The organism is Planococcus circulans (assembly GCF_020023385.1).
In the GTDB taxonomy this organism is placed as follows: domain Bacteria; phylum Bacillota; class Bacilli; order Bacillales_A; family Planococcaceae; genus Planococcus.
In genome coordinates this window covers 825565-847641 of the sequence record NZ_JAIQCL010000001.1, presented here as the reverse complement: position 1 = coordinate 847641, position 22077 = coordinate 825565, and the positions used below count along the sequence as shown (strand labels likewise).

Genomic DNA, 22077 nt, shown 5'->3' with positions numbered 1-22077 from the left:
ATTTGGAAATTAAACAGACGTCTTAAACTATAGGCACCTCTTCACGCCAAACCAGAGCACATGGACGTCCCTATTTCTACCTGAACTTTAGGAACGGCTACATGAACTAGTTAACCCTCTACATGCATTTCCTCCACTTCTGCTTCTAACCAAGTTCAAGCCTTTGATTGGAAGCTATTCGCGCCACGAACAGCTTGGCATAAGGAGCGATACTTTCTAACGAGGCATGGCTCACACCCAGCGTTGAAGCTTTTACCCACTGAGCACATAATTTCGTCTCACCTTTTCTCGGAATTCATGTAAGAACACAGAAACTTCATGTAGAAATGCAAGCCGGTCAGGTAGCATCCGAACTTTCTCCTGTAGAAACTTGAAAGGGTGAGGTAGAGACACCAGCTCTTCCTTTAGAACCCAAAAATCCACATGTAGCCACGTCACCACCCCAAGCGAAGGCGCGTGCACCATCGCTGCCGAGTGATTCCAGAACCACACGCTACCATCCACCACATCCAACAAGTTCGTTGCGTATTCCCCGACACCCAGCGGCAGGTGCGTCACCGGAGTGGACGGAGCGATAAGACTGGCAAGCGAAGCGCTGCCCGGCTTATCGTGGGAGTCCACTCCAGAGCACCAGAGCGATTTATAGATCCCCTTTAAAACTACTGCTTTAACTCTTTATTCTTAGCGACTTGAAGGATCCCAGCTAGGGAACACGTCCCTGCGTCGCCCACAAATTGGAGGACATTTGAGTCCGACACAGGGACGGGAAACGAGTGAGCCGCAAATTGAAAAACATTTGTGTCTCACCCCAGTAACCCGGATTATTTTCTTCTCTCTCAGCGAAGGCACATGCACCATCGCTGCCGAGTGATTCCAGAACTACACGCTAACTTCCTATCACATCCAACAAGTTCGTTGCATATCCCCCCAACACCCAAGCGCCGGCGCGTCCCCGGAGTGGGTGGAGCAATAAGACGGGCAGCGTACTCCAGCTGCCTGGCTTATTGTGGGAACCCACTCCAAAGCGTCCGAAGCGACTGATAGAACCATTTAAAAACTATTCCCGTAATCTCACACTCAGCGAAAACTCATCCAACTAAAACCTAAAAAAAGGAAAAAAGAAGAGCCCACCAAAACCCGAAATACCTAAATAATTCGAAGAAAACTAACAAATAAGATAGCTTTGGAACCATAGACTTTTGATAGCTGAACTGGAAAAATGAAGTTGACTCAATTATTTGATTATTTAGACAAGGATTTCAGAAAGAGGAGGAAAATACATGAAGAAAGTATTAGCAATACTCGCAATTTTACTATTAACCATCAGCAGTCTGGGTGGTTTCAACAGCCCAGAGGTACAGGCCGCGCCTGATCCAGAAGTGAAATTGGCGAAAACCCTGTTGAAGCCGGAATCGCCGAAAGAGAAAGTCCGTGTCATCATCGAGCTGTTGGAAGAGCCGACGATTGAAACGGCGAGCAAACAAGGCGTTCTCTATAAAGAATTGCCCGATAGCCAGAAAGAACGCATCGAAAAGGCAGCGATAGCCAAGCAGGAAACCGCTCAGACGGCGATTGCCGATATCGCGCCGAATATCGATTACCTGCAAACCTTTACAGCCGTCTTTAATGGCTTCTCAGCGGAAGTCGAGGCAGGACAGGTAGCGAAAATCGCTGAGTTGCCGAACGTCAAGGCAGTCTATGAAGCGACGGAATACAAACGTCCCGAAGTGGAACCGACGATGAAATATTCCAAAGAGCTGGTCCAGGCGCAGCAGGCTTGGAGTGACTACGGCTTTAAAGGGGAAGGCATGATTGTCGGCGTCATCGATACGGGCATCGACCCGGGCCACCAGGACATGGTGCTGACGAATAACACAACAGCTGCGCTGACGCAGGCAGAAGTCGAAGCGTTCGTCGCCGACAGCTCGATCGAAAAAGGCGAGTATTTTACGCCGAAAGTGCCATTCGGCTATAACTACATGGATGCCAATACGGAAATCCGGGACATCGCCCCAGGCGCGTCGATGCACGGCATGCACGTCGCAGGAACCGTCGGCGCCAATGGCAATGAAGAAAATGGCGGCATCAAAGGTGTTGCCCCCGAAACGCAGTTGCTGGCACTGAAAGTATTCGGCAACGATGCTTATTATGCGTCGACTTTCGGGGATATCTACATCAAGGCGATCGACGACTCCATTAAACTGGGGGCGGACGTCATCAATATGTCGCTCGGCGCAACAGCCGGGTTTGTGGATACGTCAAGTCCTGAACAGCAAGCCGTAGAACGTGCAACGAATAACGGTATTTTAGTCGCCATTTCAGCGGGGAATTCAGACTTGCGTGGTTCCGGTTTCCTGGCACCGTTTGCGGAAAACCAGGATTACGGTCTGATCGGTTCGCCTGGACTGGCAATTGATTCACTCGGTGTGGCCTCGTTTGAAAACAGCATGATCACCACGGACAGTTTCGTCTATCAGGTAAACGGCGCCCAGGCAGGACGCGCACTTTACCTGTTGGCGAATGATGTGGAGCCGGAAAGTCTGCCTGCCGATTCTTATGAAGTGGTGGAAGTCGGACTCGGACTGCCGGCGGATTTTGAAGGAAAAGATGTCAACGGCAAATTCGCTTTGATTGCACGCGGTGAGATTCCATTCACTGAAAAAGCCTTTGCGGCAGAAGCGGCGGGAGCGGCGGGTGTGATCATCTACAACAACACCACCGGACCGATCAATATGGAATCCGATCCGTTCATCACCATTCCGTTCCTGTCGACGCTTCAGGCGGACGGACTGGCGATGAAAGCGGCACTCGATGCAGGAAGCCAGGTGACGGTCGTCTTTGACGGAGAGAAGCTGGAGACGCCGAATCCGAATGCCGGCAAGATGAGCGACTTCACCTCTTGGGGACCGACGCCGAACCTGGACTTCAAGCCGGAAATCACGGCACCGGGCGGCAATATCTTCTCGACATTAAACGGCAATGACTATGGGTTGATGAGCGGAACGTCGATGGCGGCACCGCATGTGGCAGGCGGTACGGCTTTGGTGTTCCAGCGGATCGAAGAACTTGGCCTAGAGGGCCGGGATCGCGTGGAATTTGCGAAAAACCTGATGATGAACACGGCCAACCCGGTTGAATTGGTGGCGGGCCAATATGTTTCGCCGCGTCGACAAGGGGCAGGCCTGATGCAATTGCATGACGCGCTGTCGACAGATGTTATGCTGACGGATCAGAACAGCGGCGATGCCAAAGTAACCTTGAAGGAAATCGACAATTACCAGATGACCATGACGCTGACGGCTGAGAACTTCTCAGATGCGGCCGCGACCTACGCGGTGGGCGTCAACGTCCAAACCGACTACATCACCAAGGATCCGAACCGGAAGATCGACATCACTGATCCGAATCGCGCCGGATCCAATGTCGTGACGGATCTCGTCAACATCACCGCACCCGACACAGTGACAGTGCCGGCGAATGGGACGGCGGATATCCAAGTGACGATTGATGCTTCCACTTTGCAGGGACGTCCGGAATTTGCGGCATTCACCAACGGCTATTTCATTGACGGGTTTATTACCTTGACCGACAGCAATGAAGAAGTGACTGGCAACACGCCGCTTGCCGTGCCGTATTTCGGCTTTAACGGCGAATGGGACGATGCACCGATTTTTGATGATGTGGCATGGGATCCCGGCACGGTTTTCGCTTCGACATTCCTGACCGATGATTTCGGAATGATCATCAACGGCGGCAGCCACCAGCAAGGCTTTGTTCCGGAGCGCTTTGCCTTTTCACCGAATGGCGATGGTGCACGGGAATCGATTATTCCAGTGTTTTCGCTGCTGCGGAACGCCAAGCAGCTGGAAGTGAACGTGCTGGATGCAGCGGGCAAAAAATTGCGGACCTTACAGACCGCAGAAAATCTGGTGAAGAATTTCTCTACCCAGTTCTCCTATTATTACAATCCGCTGAATGAGTGGAACGGGGAAGTGCTCGGCAAAATGGTCGAAGACGGCCAGTACCAGATTCAGATGCGCGCGGTCATTGATTATCCCGATGCTGAGTGGCAGTCACTGACTATGCCGATTCTAGTCGATACGGTATCACCGACGGCAAACGCTGCCTTAAATGCGGAAACCCAGACCGTAACGGTGACGAATTTCGAAGATAACACAGGAGGCGGCGGTGCAGACCGCTGGGAAGTATTCCTCAACAATGTGGAGCTGACCGAGAATCAGGAGACTTTTGAAGACGAGTCGCTGGCGCCGAGCACCACCAGCTATGTCGTGCCTGTCGACATTAAAGACGGCGACGTGCTGAAAGCGGTATTCCACGATACGGCCGGCAATAAAACCGAAGTTCCGTTGACCGGTGCAGTAGAAGACACGGAAAAACCAGCTGTTTCCATCATCGCACCCGGGCTTTTTGAAGTATTGAGCACGAAGCGGGTGGATGTATTCGGTACGGTAGAAGACAAATCACGCATCGTCTCTGTAACGGTCAATGGCGAAAAAGCGGATCGCTTTGACGGCGTCTTCTTCCAGCATAGGCTGACATTGGAAGACGGGCGTAACGACATTTTCGCCAAAGCCATTGACGAAGCCGGCAATGAACTCGAAGTGCGCAGCCAAGTGCTGATCGACACCCAACCGGCTGTCCTTGAACTGCTGAATGTGCCGGAGACGGTGGAAGCCGGCCAGGATAGCGCCGAAGTGACGTTCAATGTCACAGACAATATGGACGCCATCAAAGTCTACCTGACCGACAGTGAAGTCTACAGCAACGACATGAGTGAGCCATACGGGGAAGGTAACTTCAACGAAGACATCACCATCACAGTCCCTGTCGGCAATCCAGGCGAAAACGAATTCACCTTGAAAGTCGTTGACGCTGCCGGACATATTACAGAAGAAAGCTTTGTCATCACAAAAGAACAGTAAAGCATGGTGAAAAGCCGGGAGCGGGCGCTCCCGGCTTTTTTTGTTGTGTGGGAATTGTGTGAGAATTGTTTGCGTGCCTGGCACCCAAACAATTCAAAAAAATATTTTGGAGCTGAATAGTCAAACTGTTCAATGACTTTCAAGATGAAAAACCATTTTTGAGCTTCTGCGCGCCGGCAAATGTAAGTTATTCACTTTTTGAGACAATTGACGGAACTCCACCTTCTTTCTACGATAGAAAGAAAGTTCTTAGAAGAAGAGAGTGAGCAGGATGGGGAGAAGCCGACGCATCTGGAATCCGGATGCCTATGAACATGTGGTGATGAGGGGAAATAACCGGCAGCCGATTTTTCAGGAGGAATCGGATATGGATGCTTTTATGAGGGTGTTGGCGTATGCCCATGAAAAATATCCATTCACGATTCTGGCTTATTGCTTGATGACCAATCATTATCATTTATTGATCCGGTCCCCTGAAGTGCCATTAGGGAAATTGATGGCCCTCATCAACAAGCGCTATAGTGATTACGCTAAAAAGAAATACCACTACAGTGGTTATTTCTACGAAAGCCGGTATTATGCCGGCAAAGCGATTACCCACAAAAGCATCCTCGCAGTCAGCCGCTATATCCACCGAAACCCGATCAACACCCTGAATCCGATGGTGGCGGAAATGAAAGAGTATCCGCACAGCTCTTACCATTTCTATGCAAATGCTTCCTGTTCGCCTTATGAATTTCTCGACTTGGGTTATATGCCAACAATCTTGCCAAGACCCTATTCCAAGTGTGTAGCGGGGTATCTGATGTACTGCGAAGAGCCGGATCATCCAGAAATCGAGTCCCTCGGAGTGAATTGAGCGAGAATTGTGCGGGTGCCAGGCACGAAACAAGAAAAAATTTGCATTATTTACGAAATTTTAATAAAACGCTTACAATTTTCTTGTATACTTATTTCGTAACTCATAATATTTTAGGGGAGTGGAGCTTTTGACGAGAAACACGTTCATGAAGATCTTATTGAGCTTAGTACTGGCCTTATCCGCGATGCTGCCATATTTGGCAACTCCGGCAAACGCCGCAGAACCGATTACGGTTGCTGATGCGATCGCGAACAACACAGGTACTGCCACTGTGAAAGGCTTTGTGGTGGGAACTGCCATAAGTGGTACCAACTACGACCAGGAAGCGCCATTTACATCGGCAACAAATTTGGGTCTTGCCGATTCTCCGGATGAAACCGATCCGGCGAAAATCCTTCCGGTGCAATTGCCGACAGGATCGATTCGCGCAGGCTTGAACTTGGTCGACAACCCGGCCAATTTTAAAGCGGAAGTTACCATTACGGGAACTTTAGGCGCTTATTTCTCAGTGCCTGGCCTACGCTCAGCGTCTGCTTACACCATCATTTCTGAAGGCGAAGCACCACCTGAGCCGACTGCTGTCGATACATTGGCAGAAGCACGCACAATGCCAGGTGAACTGATTCAGGTTGACGCAATCGTGACAACCGAAACAGGCTTCTGGGGCGGCAATGCATTCTACGTCCAGGATGAGACAGCCGGAATCTACGTCTACACATCGAGCGCAACTGTGGCGCCGGGCGATGCGGTCCGTTTGACGGGAACCGTTTCCGAATACAGCGGCGAACTGCAGCTGCAGCCCACTACCATAGAAATTCTTTCTTCCGGCAATGAGTTGCCGGCAGTGCAGACCGTTACGCCAGCCGGTGTCGCTGAAGACACGCAAAGCGAACGCATCGAACTGCAGAACGTTACCATCACAGGATTAAAATCCGTAAACGAGTACGGTACGTTCGAGTTTTCAGCAGTTGCTGAAAACGGCGAAGCGGTGACCATCCGCAACGATAACCGCAACGGACTGGCTTTTGAACAATTTACGCAACAATATAAAGAAGGCGATTTGATCCACGTCACTGGAATCGCTTCGAAATACAATGATACCTACCAGGTGAAGACGCTTGGTTTTGAAAGCTTTGACCTAGTCAACAAACCGGCAGTATACGCTGATGTTTTCCCAGGTGTCGTTTCTGAAGGCACTGAAATCACATTGGCTTCGGGCTGGGAAAATGCAACTATTTATTATACGCTTGACGGCTCAGCTCCAACTGCCGACAGCACCGAATACACAGCACCCATCGTTTTGACAAAAGACACAGCGATCAAGGCCATTGCGATTGCTGACGAAACGTCTGAGGTATTTACATTCGACTACACGGTCCTGAAAACCACAGACCTGAAAATCCGCGACATCCAAAGCGGAAACCATTACTCCGAGTATGACGGCGCAGTGGTGAATGAAATCACAGGCGTCATCACACATTTCTACAATGGAGCGAACTTTGTCATCCAAGATCCGAACGGAGACGATGACTGGACGACTTCAGAAGCAATTATGGTCAATAGAGCAAGCGCCAGCAGTTCTTTCCAAGTTGGCGATGTCGTCACAGTAGCCGGAACGGTTGAAGAACATTTCTATAAAGGCTATTCCGACATGAGAGATAACGACCTTCCGGTGACACGCATCCGCTCAACGGACGTGGTAAAGGACGGAACAGCTGAACTTCCTGAAGCTTTGATTATCGGTGAAGATGTCTACCCACCGACCCAGAACATCGACGATGATGGATTGACTCAATTCAATCCAGAAGAAGATGGCATTGACTTCTGGGAATCGCTTGAACTTATGCGTGTTGAGGTAGCTGACGCACAAATCGTCGGTCCGCAGGATTACGGCGAAGTGTTTGTCGTATCGAAAAAGGCCACCAACAACGAGTTCCACAAACAAGGCGGGATCTTGCTTGCGGAAGACGATTACAACCCTGAACGCATCACCGTTACCACAGGTGAAAACATCGTTGCCAAAGCAGGCGACACATTTGCAGAAAATCCAGTTGGCGTTCTGGGCTACGGCTTCGGCAACTACCAGATCTGGACGGAGGAAAGCGAGCTTCCAGCAATCGTGGATGGCGGCACCACTCCGGAAGAAACGTGGATTGAAAACAAAGAAGACGAACTGACCGTAGCGGCTTATAATGTAGAGAACTTCTCTGCAGATCCAAGCCACACATCTGATGCAAAAGCACAGCGCATCGCAGAGTCGTTCGTGAATGACCTGAACTCACCGGACGTCATCGTCATGGTGGAAGTACAGGACAGTGACGGCCCGATCGCATCAAACAACAGCGACGCAACGGCAAGTTACGAACGTTTGATCAATGATATCGAAACAGCAGGCGGCCCGACCTATGCCTGGACAGACATCGCACCTGAATACAACCAGGACGGCGGACAGCCAGGCGGGAATATCCGCGTCGGCTACCTGTACAATCCTGAACGCGTTACACTTTCTGAAGGAACAAAAGGCACGGCAACGGAAGACAACTCATGGGTGGACGGCGAACTTGCCTTGAACCCTGGACGCGTCCAGCCGATCCCGATGCCGAATACACGCAAACCGATCGCTGCACAATTCGAATTCCAAGGTGAGCAAGTCGTGGTCATCGGCGCCCATCTGAACTCAAAAGGCGGAGACCAGCCGTTATTCGGCCAGAACCAGCCGCCATTCCTTGGCTCTGTAGAAGAGCGCATCGAACTCGCAGCAGCCATCAACGGCTTTATCCAGGAAGGTCTGGAACAAGATCCGGACTTGAACGTCATCGTTGCAGGCGATATGAACGATTTTGAGTTCACACCGGCAATGGACGCATTGAAAGGCGATATTCTGACGAATAAAGTCGAAGATGTGCCGCTTGAAGATCGATTCTCTTATTACTACCAGGGCAACTCACAGGTCCTGGATCACCTATTGGTCACCAATAATTTGGCAGACCGCACTGAATTGGACATGGTCCACATCAACGCCATGTTCATGGAAGAGCACGGCCGCGCATCGGATCACGATCCATTGCTGGCACAGATTGCATTTGAAGAAGAAGCAGCACCAGTACCAGGTGAGCAACAGGCAGATCCTGATTTATCCGGAGACCAGGCAGTCATCACAGCCGGCGAACCAGATGAAAACGGTGAACTTGCCATCACGTTCTCAGAAGGCACGGTAGCTGAATTGCTGGAAAGCGGAAAAGACCTGCTGATCGATATGCCGACAGCGGACTTGACGCTATCAGCCGAAAACCTTCAGCAACTTGCAGCAGCGGCAGGCGAAGGATTTGTGTTGGAAGTGGCAGTTGACGACGCACCAGAAGTCGACAAACGCCCAACCTTGACCGATCAAATCGACCTGACCCTGACTGACGCAGCGGGCAACGAGCTGCCATTGAACTTCACCTCACCGGTCACACTGGCATTCGATACAACGAACGACATCAAAGTCCAGTTCGGTGCGCGTGAAGACGCCAAAGGCAAATGGAAAATCATCCAGGGCCAACTCGGCGACAATGTATTCACCCTCAGCATCAACGAACTGGGGAACTACACGGTCGTGACGAATAAAGGCCAAGCGAAGAAAAAATAATCTCTACAGAAGCAGCCAAACTCAAGTAATTGGGTTTGGCTGCTTTTTTTGTGTAGTGGTGATTTAGTCGGTTCTATAAATCGCTCTGGTGCTCTGGAGAAGACTCCCACGATAAGCCGGGCCACGCTTCGCTTGCCAGTCTTATCGCTCCGTCCACTCCGGTGGCGCACCTGCCGCTTGGGTGTTGGGGGAATATCTTTAGTAGAATTCTATAAGTCGCTTCGGACGCTTTGGAGTGGGTTCCCACAATAAGCCAGGCAGCTGGAGTGCGCTGCCCGTCTTATTGCTCCACCCACTCCTTGGACGCGCCTCAGCTGGGTGTTGGGGGATACTGAGCAAACTTATTTTGTGTGTGGGGAGGGAAGGGAGTGTGTGGTTCTGGAATCGCTCGGCAGTGGTGGGGCGCGCGCTTTCGCTCGGTCACGGCCAGCTTTAGTAGGGTTCTAAAAGTCGCTTCGGTCGCTAGAGAGTAGTGACGTAGTAGATTTTATTGGTTTTTACAGGTCGCTCTGGTGCTCTGGAGAGGACTCCCACGATAAGCCGGGCCGCGCGTCGCTTGCCAGTCTTATCGCTCCGTCCACTCCGGTGGCGCACCTACCGCTTGGGTGTTGGGGGATACGGAGCAAACTTGTTTTGTATGTGGGGCGGGAAGGGAGTGTGTGGTTCTGGAATCGCTCGGCAGTGGTGGTGCGCGCGCTTTCGCTCGGTCAAGGCCAGCTTTAGTAGGGTTCTAAAAGTCGCTTCGGTCGCTTGAGAGTAGTGACGTAGTAGATTTTATTGGTTTTTACAGGTCGCTCTGGTGCTCTGGAGAGGACTCCCACGATAAGCCGGGCCGCGCTTCGCTTGCCAGTCTTATCGCTCCGTCCACTCCGGTGGCGCACCTACCGCGTGGGTGTTGGGGGATACGGAGCACACTTGTGTTGTATGTGGGGCGGGACGGGAGTGTGTGGTTCTGGAATCGCTCGGCAGTGGTGGTGCGCGCGCCTTCGCTTGGAGTAGTAGCTAGTGGCGTGGCTATATGAGGGTTTTGGGCTCTATAGCAAAAGTCGGCGTCTCTATCTCACCATTTCAAGTTTCTACTATAGAAAGTAAGCATCCTATCTTATCTTCTAGCTTCTCTACATGAAGTTTATGTACTCTTACATGAATTACTTGGAAATATGAGGTGAAATAGTGTGTTCAATGAGTAATAGATCCATCGCTGGTTGTAAGGGGGGCGGGAATAGTTTCCGTTTGGTTCTGTAAGTCGCTTCGGACGCTTGGGAGTGGGTTCCCACAATAAGCCAGGCAGCTGGAGTGCGCTGCTAGTATTGCTCCACCCACTCCGGGGACGCGCCTCAGCTGGGTGTTGTGGAATACGTAGCAAACTTATTTTGTATGGGGAGGGAAGGGAGTGTGTGGTTCTGGAATCGCTCGGCAGCGGTGGTGCACGCGCCTTCGCTGGGAAGGGTTAAATTGTTTGGGAATTGTTTGGGTGCCTGGCACGCACACAATTTCTTTTTGCCGACAAGACCTTTTCGACACAAGTTGTTATAATGAACACAAATCAACTGCGAAGAAAAAAACAGGAGTGGGTGAAACAGATGAACAGACGTGACAACGATGGAAAGCAAAGCTTCTATAAAGGGATCATGCAGATGCTGCTTGTTATTGCCGTACTGCTTTTTGGAGTGGGTGCCTGCCAGTCCTCAGGTTCAGACGACCCGCCTGCAGAAGAGGAAATCGAGCCCGCTGCGGAAGACAACAAAACAGGTGCCGTGGAGGATGAACAAAGCCAGGCATCGATGATCGCCAACGCCAAAACCCATGTCTACACCCTGTATACCGACCTCGAGCAAGGTTCAGGCTTTCTGATCAACACTGAAGGCGACATCCTGACCAATGCCCACGTTGTGCTGGATGCGTCTTATATCACTGTTAAAAACAGCGACGGCCAGGAATTCAACGGCAACATCATCGGCATGTCCGAAACCCAGGATCTGGCCATCGTCCGTGTCGACGAGCTGGCCGGCAAAGAGCCCTTGGAAATTGAAATGGAGCCGGTGGACATCGGTACACCCGTTGTCGCCATCGGCAGCCCCAATGACGAAAGCAACACAGCGACCACCGGTGAAATCACCGCAACCGATCTCGACTTTCTGGACCAATATGAATACACGGGCCTCTACGAGATGACTGCAGAAATCACCCAGGGCTCCAGCGGCGGACCGCTGATCGCGGCCGACACCGGCAAAATCCTTGGCATCAACTCGATCATCCTTGAGGAAAAACAGGGTACCGGCTACACCATCCCGCTCTACTCCGTCTGGGATCAGCTGACCGAATGGGTCGAAAACCCGATTCTTCCTGAGGAAGAGGAAGTCGTGCTGCAGGATGTCAAAGATGCCTATTTTGCTGATGAACTGTTGGAAGACTTTATTGCCGCTTATTATGAATTGATTCCGTATTCGCTGAATGATGCCGAATCTTCCTACTACCTGTCCTATATCCTGCCAGACAGCGAAGCGGAACAGGAAGCGACAGAGCTGGTTGAGGAGTTTGGCGAATCGGGTCGTATTTATGATACCGTCCAGCCGACTATCACCAGCATTGATATCAATGAAGACAATGCCATCGTGGAGGCCGAAGCCGACTTCGCCTACCACGAAATAGAGAGCGGCGAATCGTCGACTGTGTCCCACGAAGGCGTCTATTCGGTGGTGATCGACGAGTACGGCGATTACCAGATCGAGGATATTGTGAATGAATAAAGAGTAGACTCAGATGTGAGTCTGCTTTTTTATGTGATGATTTTTCAGGGTTCTGTAAGCCGCTCCGGTGCTCTGGAATGGACTCCCGCGCTAAGCCAAGCAGCTGAAGTGCGCTGCTCGTCTTATCGCTCCGTCCACTCCTGGACGCACCTGCCGCTGGGTGTCGGAGAATACGGAGCAAACTTATTGATGTGTGGGGGTGGAAAGTTAGCATGTGGTTCTGGAATCACTCGGCAGCGGTGGTGCACGCGCCTTCGCTGAGTGTGAGATTACGGGAATAGTTTTTAAAAGGTTCTACAAGTCGCTTCGGACGCTTTGGAGTGGGTTCCCACAATAAGCCAGGCAGCTGGAGAACGCTGCCAGTCTTATTGCTCCACCCACTCCGGGGACGCGCCTCAGCTGGGTGTAGGAATGGGATCCTATCTTCTGGTTCTTGTTGAGAAGGTAGATGGAGAGTGGTTCTGAAATCACTCGGCAGCGGTGGTGCACGCGCCTTCGCTGAGTGTGAGATTACGGGAATAGTTTTTAAAAGGCTCTACAAGTCGCTTCGGACGCTTTGGAGTGGGTTCCCACAATAAGCCAGGCAGCTGGAGAACGCTGCCAGTCTTATTGCTCCACCCACTCCGGGGACGCGCCTCAGCTGGGTGTAGGAATGGGATCCTATCTTCTGGTTCTTGTTGAGAAGGTAGATGGAGAGTGGTTCTGAAATCACTCGGCAGCGGTGGTGCACGCGCCTTCGCTTTGAAAATCACCTTTTCAGGAGTTCTACAAGACCTATCGAGGTTTCTACCTCACCAGTATGCTTCTCTACATGAAATTTTCAACTCCTTACACAATTTTCACAAGAAAGATCATATCTTGTGTGTGAAGGAAGCCATATCAAAAAAGTCACTCCCTATTCCCGGCTGTACGCGACGCGAACAGCTTCCATCCAGTGGCTTGAACTTTGTAGAAAACGTGGAGTTGAGGTAAGTATGGAGATTGTTCAGATAAAGGAGCAAAAAGTTTAGGTATAGATATGAAAATTTCATGTAGCTGCTTCAATCATTCATGTAGAAGCCTTAAACATTCACCTAGGACTCAAGCCGACTCCCCAAGCTTCATTCCCACAACCAGCTACCATAAAACCTATACCCCAGTTCAAACCACAAAATGATGCAGAAACAAACGTTTCTGCGAAAGCCCTCTATAGTCAGTCCGTTGCTTATACTTTTCGCACTCCTCCGATAAAGAGTGACGCTAATTCCTTATCTCTCAAAAAATAGAAGAAAGAGCGGAAGGTGGCGAAGGGCAAAGATATGCTCCTGCATCGCTGCGCTAGCTTCGTCGCAAAGGTATTGACCGAACTACCTTCGGCCAATACCTTTCCTGGGGGAGCAGCGAAGCGACGAAGTGCCCAAATCCACTCGGGCGTTAAGCCCGAGTTAGTTCGGCGCGAGCCCCCCGGAAAGCGTCCACCTGGAGCGAATTCTTCCCCTCCAATCAAAGTCACTTCATAAATCCCCAAATTAAAAAGGGGACCGGCGAAGGCCTGCTATTAGCAGGTCTTCGGGTCACCCTTTGGAAATACCTATTTGATTAGAAGCGCTTGTAGCTATGGAATTTCTTGCCCCAGTATGGGTCATTCATGCTCTTGACTTCTGCTTTCGCTCCGCCAGAATGGATGAACTGGTTGTTGCCGATGTAAATCCCAACGTGTGAGATCCCAGCGCGGTACGTGTTAGCAAAGAATACCAAATCGCCTGGTTGCGGGCTGCTGACTGCATAAGTCTCAGCGTATTGTGAAAGTGTCGTGCGTGATACGTTTTTGCCTGCTTTTTTGTAAGCGTATTGAACAAATCCACTGCAATCGAATCCAGAAGGTGTCGTGCCGCCAAATTTGTAAGGGATGCCTTTAAGTGACAATGCTGCTGAAACGACTGATGAAGATGAAGTTGAAACGGAAGCTTTCTTGACAGTAGTGGAAGAAAGCAATGTGCTCAATACCCATCCTGATTTACCGTTGACTTTCACTTTGTACCAAGTCGATTTGCCGACTTTCTTTTGGTGAGTAGCTGTAGCGATTGACCCTTTTTTAGCGACTGTAACCACTTTGTATTTTGTTCCTGCATCTGCGCGAACATTTGTGTTGTATTTCATTTTGAATGTACCTGATTTAGCAGTTGCTTTGCTTGCGGCAACTTGCTCCACTGTAGATTCAGAAGTTTCATATGATGAAGTAGCGACATTTTGTGTAGTTGTTGCTGCTTGTACGTCCGTGGTTGAGTTAGCAAATAGCAATGATCCAGCTGCGAGTAAAGTAAAGACTAGTTTTTTCATGTTAGGTGGTTCCTCCAATAAGTTTTTTTATTATCCAAGAATATGAATTAATAATATTTTGCTCTGCCATTTACTATATAGAGAGAACAACGTAAAAACAACGTCAATTCAATTGCAGTTATATTACAGTTGTATAACAAAAAGAATTCGGCCTTCAAAACCCTTTGAGGGAAGGCTTTTGGAGGTCAATAAAATACGGAGAAAAGGTTTATTTCTTTAGAAAACGGGTTTCAAATCTTTAAAATAGTGTATTTGTTACAAATAATCTCCTAATAAATACAAAATTAAAAATCCTGCCAGCTGTATTTTAGCTATGCAAAGTGAAAAAATGACAAATTGATGATAGACTGCTTCTTGAAAAAATGTATAAGGTAAACACACTCATTTTTTTATTAAAAAAATAATATACTATCTAAATTATGTGAAAACTTTGATTGCAATAACATCTGTTCGTCCAATTTTGACAGAAAACCGTAAACTTCTTACAATTAAATAAATTAGAAAATTCTGAAATGAGGGGGAAGCCGATGAAAAAAATCCTTTCCATCGACGGTGGAGGTGTCCGCGGCATCATTCCGGCAATGGTGCTGGCAGAAATCGAAGAACAGACCGGAAAACCGATTGCGGAGCTGTTTGACTTGGTGGTTGGCGCGTCGACCGGAGGGATTTTGGCACTTGGACTGGTTGCGCCGGACAGGTTGGCTCCCACAAAGCCACGCTATTCAGCCGAGCAGTTTCTCGGATTTTATTTAGAGGAATCCCATGCCATTTTCGATAAATCACTGTTCTACAAAATCACCCGTGGCCTTTTCGCACGGCGCTACCATGCCCGTGCGCTTGAGAAGGCATTGAAGACATACTTTGGTCCGACCATGCTTTCTGAAGCCATAAAAGCTGTCGTTGTGCCCAGCTATGAAATCCATGGGCGCTTTACGGCTTTTTTCAAGAGCCGGGACGTAACCGAAAAGAAAATCGAAAGGGATGTATTGATGCGGGATGTCGCACGCGCCGGCTCAGCAGCACCGACGTATTTTGTGCCGAAAAAGATCAAAGCCTATCCGGACGCGACGTTTATCGACGGCGGCGTCTTCGCCAACAACCCAGCCATGTGCGCCTATGCGGAAGCAAAGGAAATCTTTCCGGATGACGAGGATTTGCTGATTGTTTCCCTTGGTACAGGGAATCCGCAGCTGACCATCGAATTCGGCGACTTCCGAAACTGGGGCCTGCTCGGTTGGGCGCGTCCGCTCTGGTATATCCTGATGGACGGCAGCTCCGACGTGGTGCATCACCAGCTGAATTACGTCCTGCCGGAAAGGGAAGAGGCGAAACGCTATTACCGTTTCCAAATCGAGTTGGAAGAACCAGGTACGGAGAAACTGGACGATGGCTCGGAAGAGAACCTCAACGCCTTGGTCGAGCTCGGCCAGGAGCTGCTCAATACGAACCGCGATGACATCCGCAAATTATGCCAGCAATTATTGGAATAAAACCTTTGTCATATAGATGTAATGAATTCGTAGTGGTTCAAATCGGTGGGACAGGCTAAAATGATAGAGGGATTTAAAGTAAGGATGTTTAAAAGCGGAGTGGGGGAAGAAATCGCTCCAGGTGGACAAGACATTGGCCGAAGAGAGTTCGGCCAATGTCTTTGCGACTCTTATACTTAGAACATCTGCCGCCTTCCGCTCTTTCTTCTATAACAATAATTATTCATCTTCAACAAAACATCATACATACATAGAAGGAGTTGCCCACATGGCCAGAAGATATGACTATATGGATTGGCTGCGGGTCTTGTCGATTTTCGTAGTCGTCGGCATTCATGTAGTTTCAAAAATCATCAACAGCACCACCACGGACGACTGGATCTGGCATTTCGCCAATGTTTTCGATGCCGGTCTGCGCTGGTGTGTGCCGATTTTCTTCATGCTCAGCGGCGCTTTGCTGCTGACGCGTGATAAAGAGGAAAGCGTCTGGCAATTTCTGCAGAAGCGGCTGTCGAAAGTCGTCATTCCGCTGATTTTCTGGAGCTTCGTCTACACGCTGTACAATATTTACGAGCTGGGCGAGTCGTATACCGCCTATGAAATCCTCGTACAGTTCCTGACTGACGACATCTATTACCACTTGTGGTTTCTCTACACCATCACCGGCCTCTACATCATGGCGCCTTTTCTGAAACTGCTGGTAGCTTACATGGACAAGAAAACCTTCCAGGCTTTTCTGTTGTTTTGGATCGTCTTTGCCAGCTTCCTGCCGTTTCTGCCGAAGTTCCTCGGCTTCGAAATTGCCTTGGATGCCGGATTGTTCCAACCGTATATCGGCTATTTCCTGCTCGGCGCCTATCTCGTGCTCTACCCGGTTCCGAAAAAATACCTGATGCCACTGGGCGTACTCGCTGTCATCAGCTATTTTGCGACGCTTTGGGGCACCTATTACTTGAACAACGGTTTGCCGGCGGGAGAGTTCGATGAGTTCTTCTACGAGCATTACCGCCCGAACAACTTGCTGATTACATTGTTCATCTTCATCGGATTCCAGCACATGGCGAACAAGATCAAGCCGAATGCCCTGATCACACGGATCAGCACCGCCACTTTTGGCATCTATGTCATCCATCCGCTCATCCAGATTTATTTGAATAAATTCTTCGGGCTCAACGAAACCACTTTTAACCCGATCCTCAGCGTTCCGCTCGTCTGGATTCTCATATTCACTCTCTCATTCGCCATCATCCTGGCCATGCAGAAGCTGCCGGTGATCAACCGATTGGTGCCATAGAAAATGGACAGTCTTCTTATAGAGAAGGCTGTTTTTATTTGGGTATACAGATCGCTCTAGTGCCGGGCAGCGCTGGTTTGAATTGTGCGAGAATTGTGCGGGTGCCTGGCACCCGAACAATTCCCGCACAATTTTGGGTTTCTATAAGTCACTCTGGTGCTCTGTGCTCTGGAATGGACTCCCGGGATAAGTCGAGCAGTGCTTTGCTGGGCGTACTTAGTTTGAGCGGTTTCTAAAAGTCGCTTCCGACGCTTTGGAGTGGGTTCCCACAATAAGCCAGGCAGCTGTAGTGCGCTGCCCGTCTTATTGCTTCACCCACTCCGGGGACGCGCCTCAGCTGGGTATTGGGGAATACACAGCAAGCCATGTTGGATGTGGTGGGGAAAGTGGGCGAGTGGTTCTGGAAACGCTCGGCGTGATGGTGCACACACCTTCGCTTGAATTGTTTGGGTGCCTGGCACCCAAACAATTATAATTACTAACAAAGTGGAAACTACTGGAAACGTATCTCTTTATTCAACGTCTAATGAAACAAAGGAGGGAATTTCTTGGAAAGCCGTTTTCTTACATTCATCATACTCATTCTCATGCTTTTAGTTGCTGGTTGTGATTCAAGTCAGAAGAAAACAGAACCTCAAAAATTTGAAGATCTTTATCCTGGAGAGCTTGCAGAAGTAACTCAGATTCAACTATTGAACGGCAGTGATGGATCTCGCGTAACTGTGACCGATCAGGAAGCCATCCACTCTTTTATTGAAAAGATAAAAGAGGCTACGTTTATTCCGGATGAAAATCAGGAGGAAAGGGAAGGTTACAGGTATGCCATAACCTTAATGGAAGAAGATGTGGAGCCTTTTACGTTTGGGGTGCGAAGTGTTGGAGATACTTACTATTACACGGAGCCAGATATCCTTCCATTTGTTGATGAACTCTTTCTGAAGTTTGACGAAGAACCGAGTGAGTAGAAAAAGAAATTGTGTGGGTGCCAGGCACCCACACAATTCTCGCACAATTAGTAGAGAAAGCACAAAAAGCCTTCCGTCGCGGAAGGCTTTTGCTGATTAAACTTCAAGATCGGCTTATTAGTGTAGATCTTTCGGAGCTTAAAAGTAATAAAAGTTGATGAACAGTACGAAGGCGATGATGGCCACTAATAAAACCGTCGAGGCCACAATCCATTTCTCGCTTTTTTTATTAATTCCATAAACGATGCCAGCAATTGCCACCAGTGCAAGAAGAATACTTAGAATCATGCCAAGCCCCCCTTAATATGTGTACAACTTTAAAATTAGTATACCATCGAAAGCCGGAACTTCTTTAGATTGGTAGAATAGTTTCAGAGAGTTCAATAACTCGCTTTGGTGCTCTGGAATGGACTCCCGCAATAAGCCAAGTAGCTGAAGTACGCTACTAGTCTTATCGCTCCGTCCACTCCTGGACGCATCTACCGCTGAATGTCAGTGAAGATGCAGCAAATTTGTGGTTCTGCACACGCTCTCGCTTGGAGTGAGGTTGCGGGAATATCTTTAATAGGATTCTATAAATCGCTTCGGACGCTTTGGAGCGGGTTCCCACAATAAGCCAGGCAGCTGGAGAACGCTGCCCGTCTTATTGCTCCACCCACTCCTGGACGCGCCTCAGCTGGATGTGGGAATGACATTCTATCTTCTGGTTCTTGTCGAGAAGATAGATGGAGAGGGGTTCTGCAATCGCTCGGCAGCGATGGTGCACGCGCCTTCACTTGGGGTGGGTAAAGTCTATAAATGGATTTGTGTTTCTAGAGGAAGAGTGGGGCATCTCTACCTAACAATTTTAAGTTTCTACTATAAGAAAGTGAGGATGCTATCTCACTTATTAACTTCTCTACATGAAAGATTTCCTTTCCTACACGAATTTCATGAGGGAAATTACATCCTGTGTGTGGACAATACCTGATCAGAAAATGTCACTCCCTATCCCCGGCTGTTCGCCACGCGAGCAGCTTCCATTCAGGGGCTTGAACTTTGTAAAAAACATCGAATTGAGGTAAGGATGAAGATTGTTCATGTAAAGGAGCAAAAATTTCAGTTATAGATATGAAAATTTCAAGTAGCCGCTCCAATCGTTCATGTAGAAGCCCCGAACATTCAGGTAGAACCCCAAGCAGCCACCAATAAAGAAATCTCAAGTTCACCACACAAAATGATGCAGAAACAAACGTTTCTGCGAAAGTCCCACACCTGTTCGTGATCAGCTCGATGCCTATGCTTTCCGCATTCCTCCGATAAAGAGTGACGCCTCACTCCTTATCTCCCAAAAAACTAGAAGAAAGAGCGGAAGGTGGCGACTCCTGGGGGAACCAGTGAAGTGCCGAAATCCACTCGGGCGCTAAGCCCGAGTTAGTTCGGCGCGAGCCCCCCGGAAAGCGTCCACCTGAAGCGACTTCTTCCCCCTAAATCCATTGCACTCTACTGTTCTCATCCTTGTCTTGCTTTTCAAACTCGCTGCGCTGTCCTGCTTAAGCTTTTGTCCAGCCTTCACTGTTATGGCCATCCCCCAGATATTAGTATAAATTACTCTTTTCTAGTATAAATTTAAGCGAAAGCCCTTTTCATCTCAACTGGAAGTGAGTACAATACAAGTAATCAAACAATGGACACAATTGGCTTTGACGCTTCTTTCTACATCTTATATACTGATATTGGTAATAGAACTTATATGTCTGTTAAATATTTCTTATATTTTTGGAAAATTCTACTAAAATAATTCGGAATAGCAAAGGGGTTTTTTTTATTGAAAATACTGTATAGCACGTTGAGCGCTTTACTTCTGGTTACGGGTCTGGGGCAATTAACGGCTTCAGCGGATGACAATCCGGAAAAACGGATGATTATCGTCTACGAGGAAGAGCAAAAGAGCTTTTCAATCGCTGAAAAGACCGAAGATTTCGGCGGCTCTGAGGTAGAGGCCTATGAGGAAGTATCGATTGTATCTGCGGAAATGACAGAAGCGGAAGCTGCGAAGCTTTTGGCCGATCCTTCCGTCAAAGCGATTGAAGAAGATATCGTCTTTTCTCTTAGTGCTCAATCGGAAGGCTGGGGAATTCCGCAGATCAAAGCAGCTGCGGCTTGGAATTCCGGATTTACAGGAAAAGGCGTGAAAGTCGCCGTCATCGATTCGGGGATCACCAGACATGAAGATTTGGTCATCGCCGGTGGCTATTCCGCTATCGATGGCATGACTTCCTATGCGGACGATCAAGGGCATGGAACGCATGTCGCCGGAATCATCGGTGCCAAAAATAACAGCATCGGCTTAAAAGGTGTGGCACACGAAGCGAGCCTGTACGCCGTCAAAGCATTTGACAGCAAAGGCGACGCCTATTTATCCGATTTGATTGAAAGCGTCAACTGGGCGATCACCAATAATATGGACATCATCAACTTGAGTGGCGGTTCGCCGGAAGATTCCACCGTCTTTAAGGAAGTTTTCGACAAAGCTTATGCCAGAGGAATATTGATCGTAGCAGCAGCCGGCAATGTCGGCACCAATACGGGGATAGGCGATAATGTCGAGTATCCGGCACGCTATCCATCCGTCATTGCGGTGGGTGCATTAGGGCAAAACTTGCTTCGCGCACCATTTTCATCGACAGGACCTGCGGTTGAAGTGGTGGCCCCTGGGCTGAACATCTACAGCACATTGCCAAGTAACCGCTACAGCCTGATGTCCGGTACCTCTATGGCGACGCCGTACGTCGCTGGGCAATTGGCTTTGATGAAGCAGGCGTACCCAAAATTGACGAACAAGGAATTGCGGGCCGTGATGGCACAGGAAGCGAAAGACTTGGGCAAAGCTGGCAGAGATCCCCTCTACGGCCATGGATTGATTCAGATTTCTTCCTATAAAGCACCGCGAATTTCTGAAGTGGGCAATCCACTTCTGACACTGGCTTTCGATAAAGCGTCGATCACCAGCGCAGTCGGCAAATCGGTTCAACTGGCTGTGACGGCGAGCTATACGAACGGCGAAGCCATCGATGCGGCCCAAACCGCACAATGGGTTTCATCAAATCCGGCAGTAGCCACCGTCTCTAAAGGAAAAGTGACGATGAAAGCAGTTGGGAGCACCACCGTCACTGCAACTTTAGGAAATAAAACCGCTTCATTGAAAATAACAGTTCCACAAACTGCGGATCTTTTCACAGATGTCTCTGCTGCCTATTTTCCTTCAGTCGAATACCTGGTGAAAAGAGGGGTCACCAATGGTGAAAGCTCCACACGGTTTGGCGTTCAAAACGACATCCTTCGTGTAGACGCCGCCATCTGGCTGGCAAAAGAACTCAATTTGGACCTGGCCGCTGCGCCAGCATCCGGATTCACCGATGTCCCGGCCCGTGCCGTGCCGTCAGTGAACGCATTAAAACATGCGGGCTATATCAGCGGCAAGACGAAAACGACCTTCGGGGCAACCCAAAAGCTGACGCGGGGCGAAATCGCCTTGATTCTGAAAAACGGTTATAAGCTTCAGCCGAACGGTGAGAAATTGCCGTTTACCGACGTATCCTCCCGCTACGAAGAAGCGGTCAATGCGCTGGCCGCCAATAAAATCACCAACGGCATCAGCGCTACACAATTCGGCGTCGTCAACAATGTAAAACGCGGCGAATTGGCCATCTTCATCTATCGACTGGCTTCGATGTAAAGCGCGGACTGTCTTCATTTTCATTTCCATAAAACTGCATACCCCTTTCGAAACCCGTCTGCCTCTGGCATGACGGGTTTTCTCATCGATTCAATATGTATCATT

Annotated in this window: 10 protein-coding genes; 8 read left to right on the top strand and 2 right to left on the bottom strand. The window is 49.3% G+C overall.

Annotated elements, in window-relative coordinates:
• Nucleotides 1-1280: 1280 nt before the first annotated feature.
• From K8U60_RS19095 to K8U60_RS04015, 4 genes are all read left to right on the top strand, one after another.
• Entirely contained in the window at nt 1281-4943 is a 3663-nt protein-coding gene (locus tag K8U60_RS19095; protein ID WP_317851900.1) for a S8 family serine peptidase, read from the top strand.
• A 271-nt stretch (nt 4944-5214) separates the two neighbouring features.
• On the top strand, nt 5215-5802 hold the full coding sequence (locus K8U60_RS04025; protein WP_223634723.1) for a transposase: 588 nt from the start codon (nt 5215-5217) through the stop codon (nt 5800-5802).
• Between the two features lie 121 nt (nt 5803-5923).
• Nucleotides 5924-9436 carry a DUF6359 domain-containing protein gene (locus tag K8U60_RS04020; RefSeq protein ID WP_317851899.1) on the top strand — a complete coding sequence of 1171 codons (3513 nt, stop codon included), beginning with the start codon at nt 5924-5926 and terminating at the stop codon, nt 9434-9436.
• Between the two features lie 1583 nt (nt 9437-11019).
• Entirely contained in the window at nt 11020-12186 is a 1167-nt protein-coding gene (locus K8U60_RS04015) for a S1C family serine protease (RefSeq protein WP_223634721.1), read from the top strand.
• A gap of 1578 nt (nt 12187-13764) precedes the next feature.
• On the opposite strand, the gene K8U60_RS04010 is transcribed toward K8U60_RS04015, so the two are convergent.
• Nucleotides 13765-14505, bottom strand: a complete 741-nt coding sequence (locus K8U60_RS04010; RefSeq protein WP_223634719.1) for a C40 family peptidase — start codon at nt 14503-14505, stop codon at nt 13765-13767.
• 527 nt (nt 14506-15032) lie between these two features.
• On the opposite strand from K8U60_RS04010, the gene K8U60_RS04005 reads away from it, so the two are divergent.
• The 3 genes from K8U60_RS04005 (at nt 15033) to K8U60_RS03995 (ending at nt 18254) form a co-directional block, all read left to right on the top strand.
• Nucleotides 15033-15995, top strand: a complete 963-nt coding sequence (locus K8U60_RS04005) for a patatin-like phospholipase family protein (RefSeq protein ID WP_223634717.1) — start codon at nt 15033-15035, stop codon at nt 15993-15995.
• Between the two features lie 268 nt (nt 15996-16263).
• Complete coding sequence (locus tag K8U60_RS04000; RefSeq protein ID WP_223634715.1) at nt 16264-17289, top strand: acyltransferase; 1026 nt, start codon at nt 16264-16266, stop codon at nt 17287-17289.
• A 548-nt stretch (nt 17290-17837) separates the two neighbouring features.
• Entirely contained in the window at nt 17838-18254 is a 417-nt protein-coding gene (locus tag K8U60_RS03995; protein ID WP_223634711.1) for a hypothetical protein, read from the top strand.
• Nucleotides 18255-18392: 138 nt separating this feature from the next.
• Here the strand turns inward: K8U60_RS03995 and K8U60_RS03990 are convergent, their stop codons facing one another.
• Entirely contained in the window at nt 18393-18542 is a 150-nt protein-coding gene (locus tag K8U60_RS03990; protein WP_223634708.1) for a hypothetical protein, read from the bottom strand.
• 1519 nt (nt 18543-20061) lie between these two features.
• Between K8U60_RS03990 and K8U60_RS03985 the strand changes: the two genes are divergently transcribed.
• The gene (locus K8U60_RS03985) at nt 20062-21972 is read left to right on the top strand and encodes a S8 family serine peptidase (RefSeq protein ID WP_223634705.1); all 1911 of its coding nucleotides are present in this window, start codon (nt 20062-20064) and stop codon (nt 21970-21972) included.
• The last annotated feature ends 105 nt before the right edge of the window (nt 21973-22077 follow it).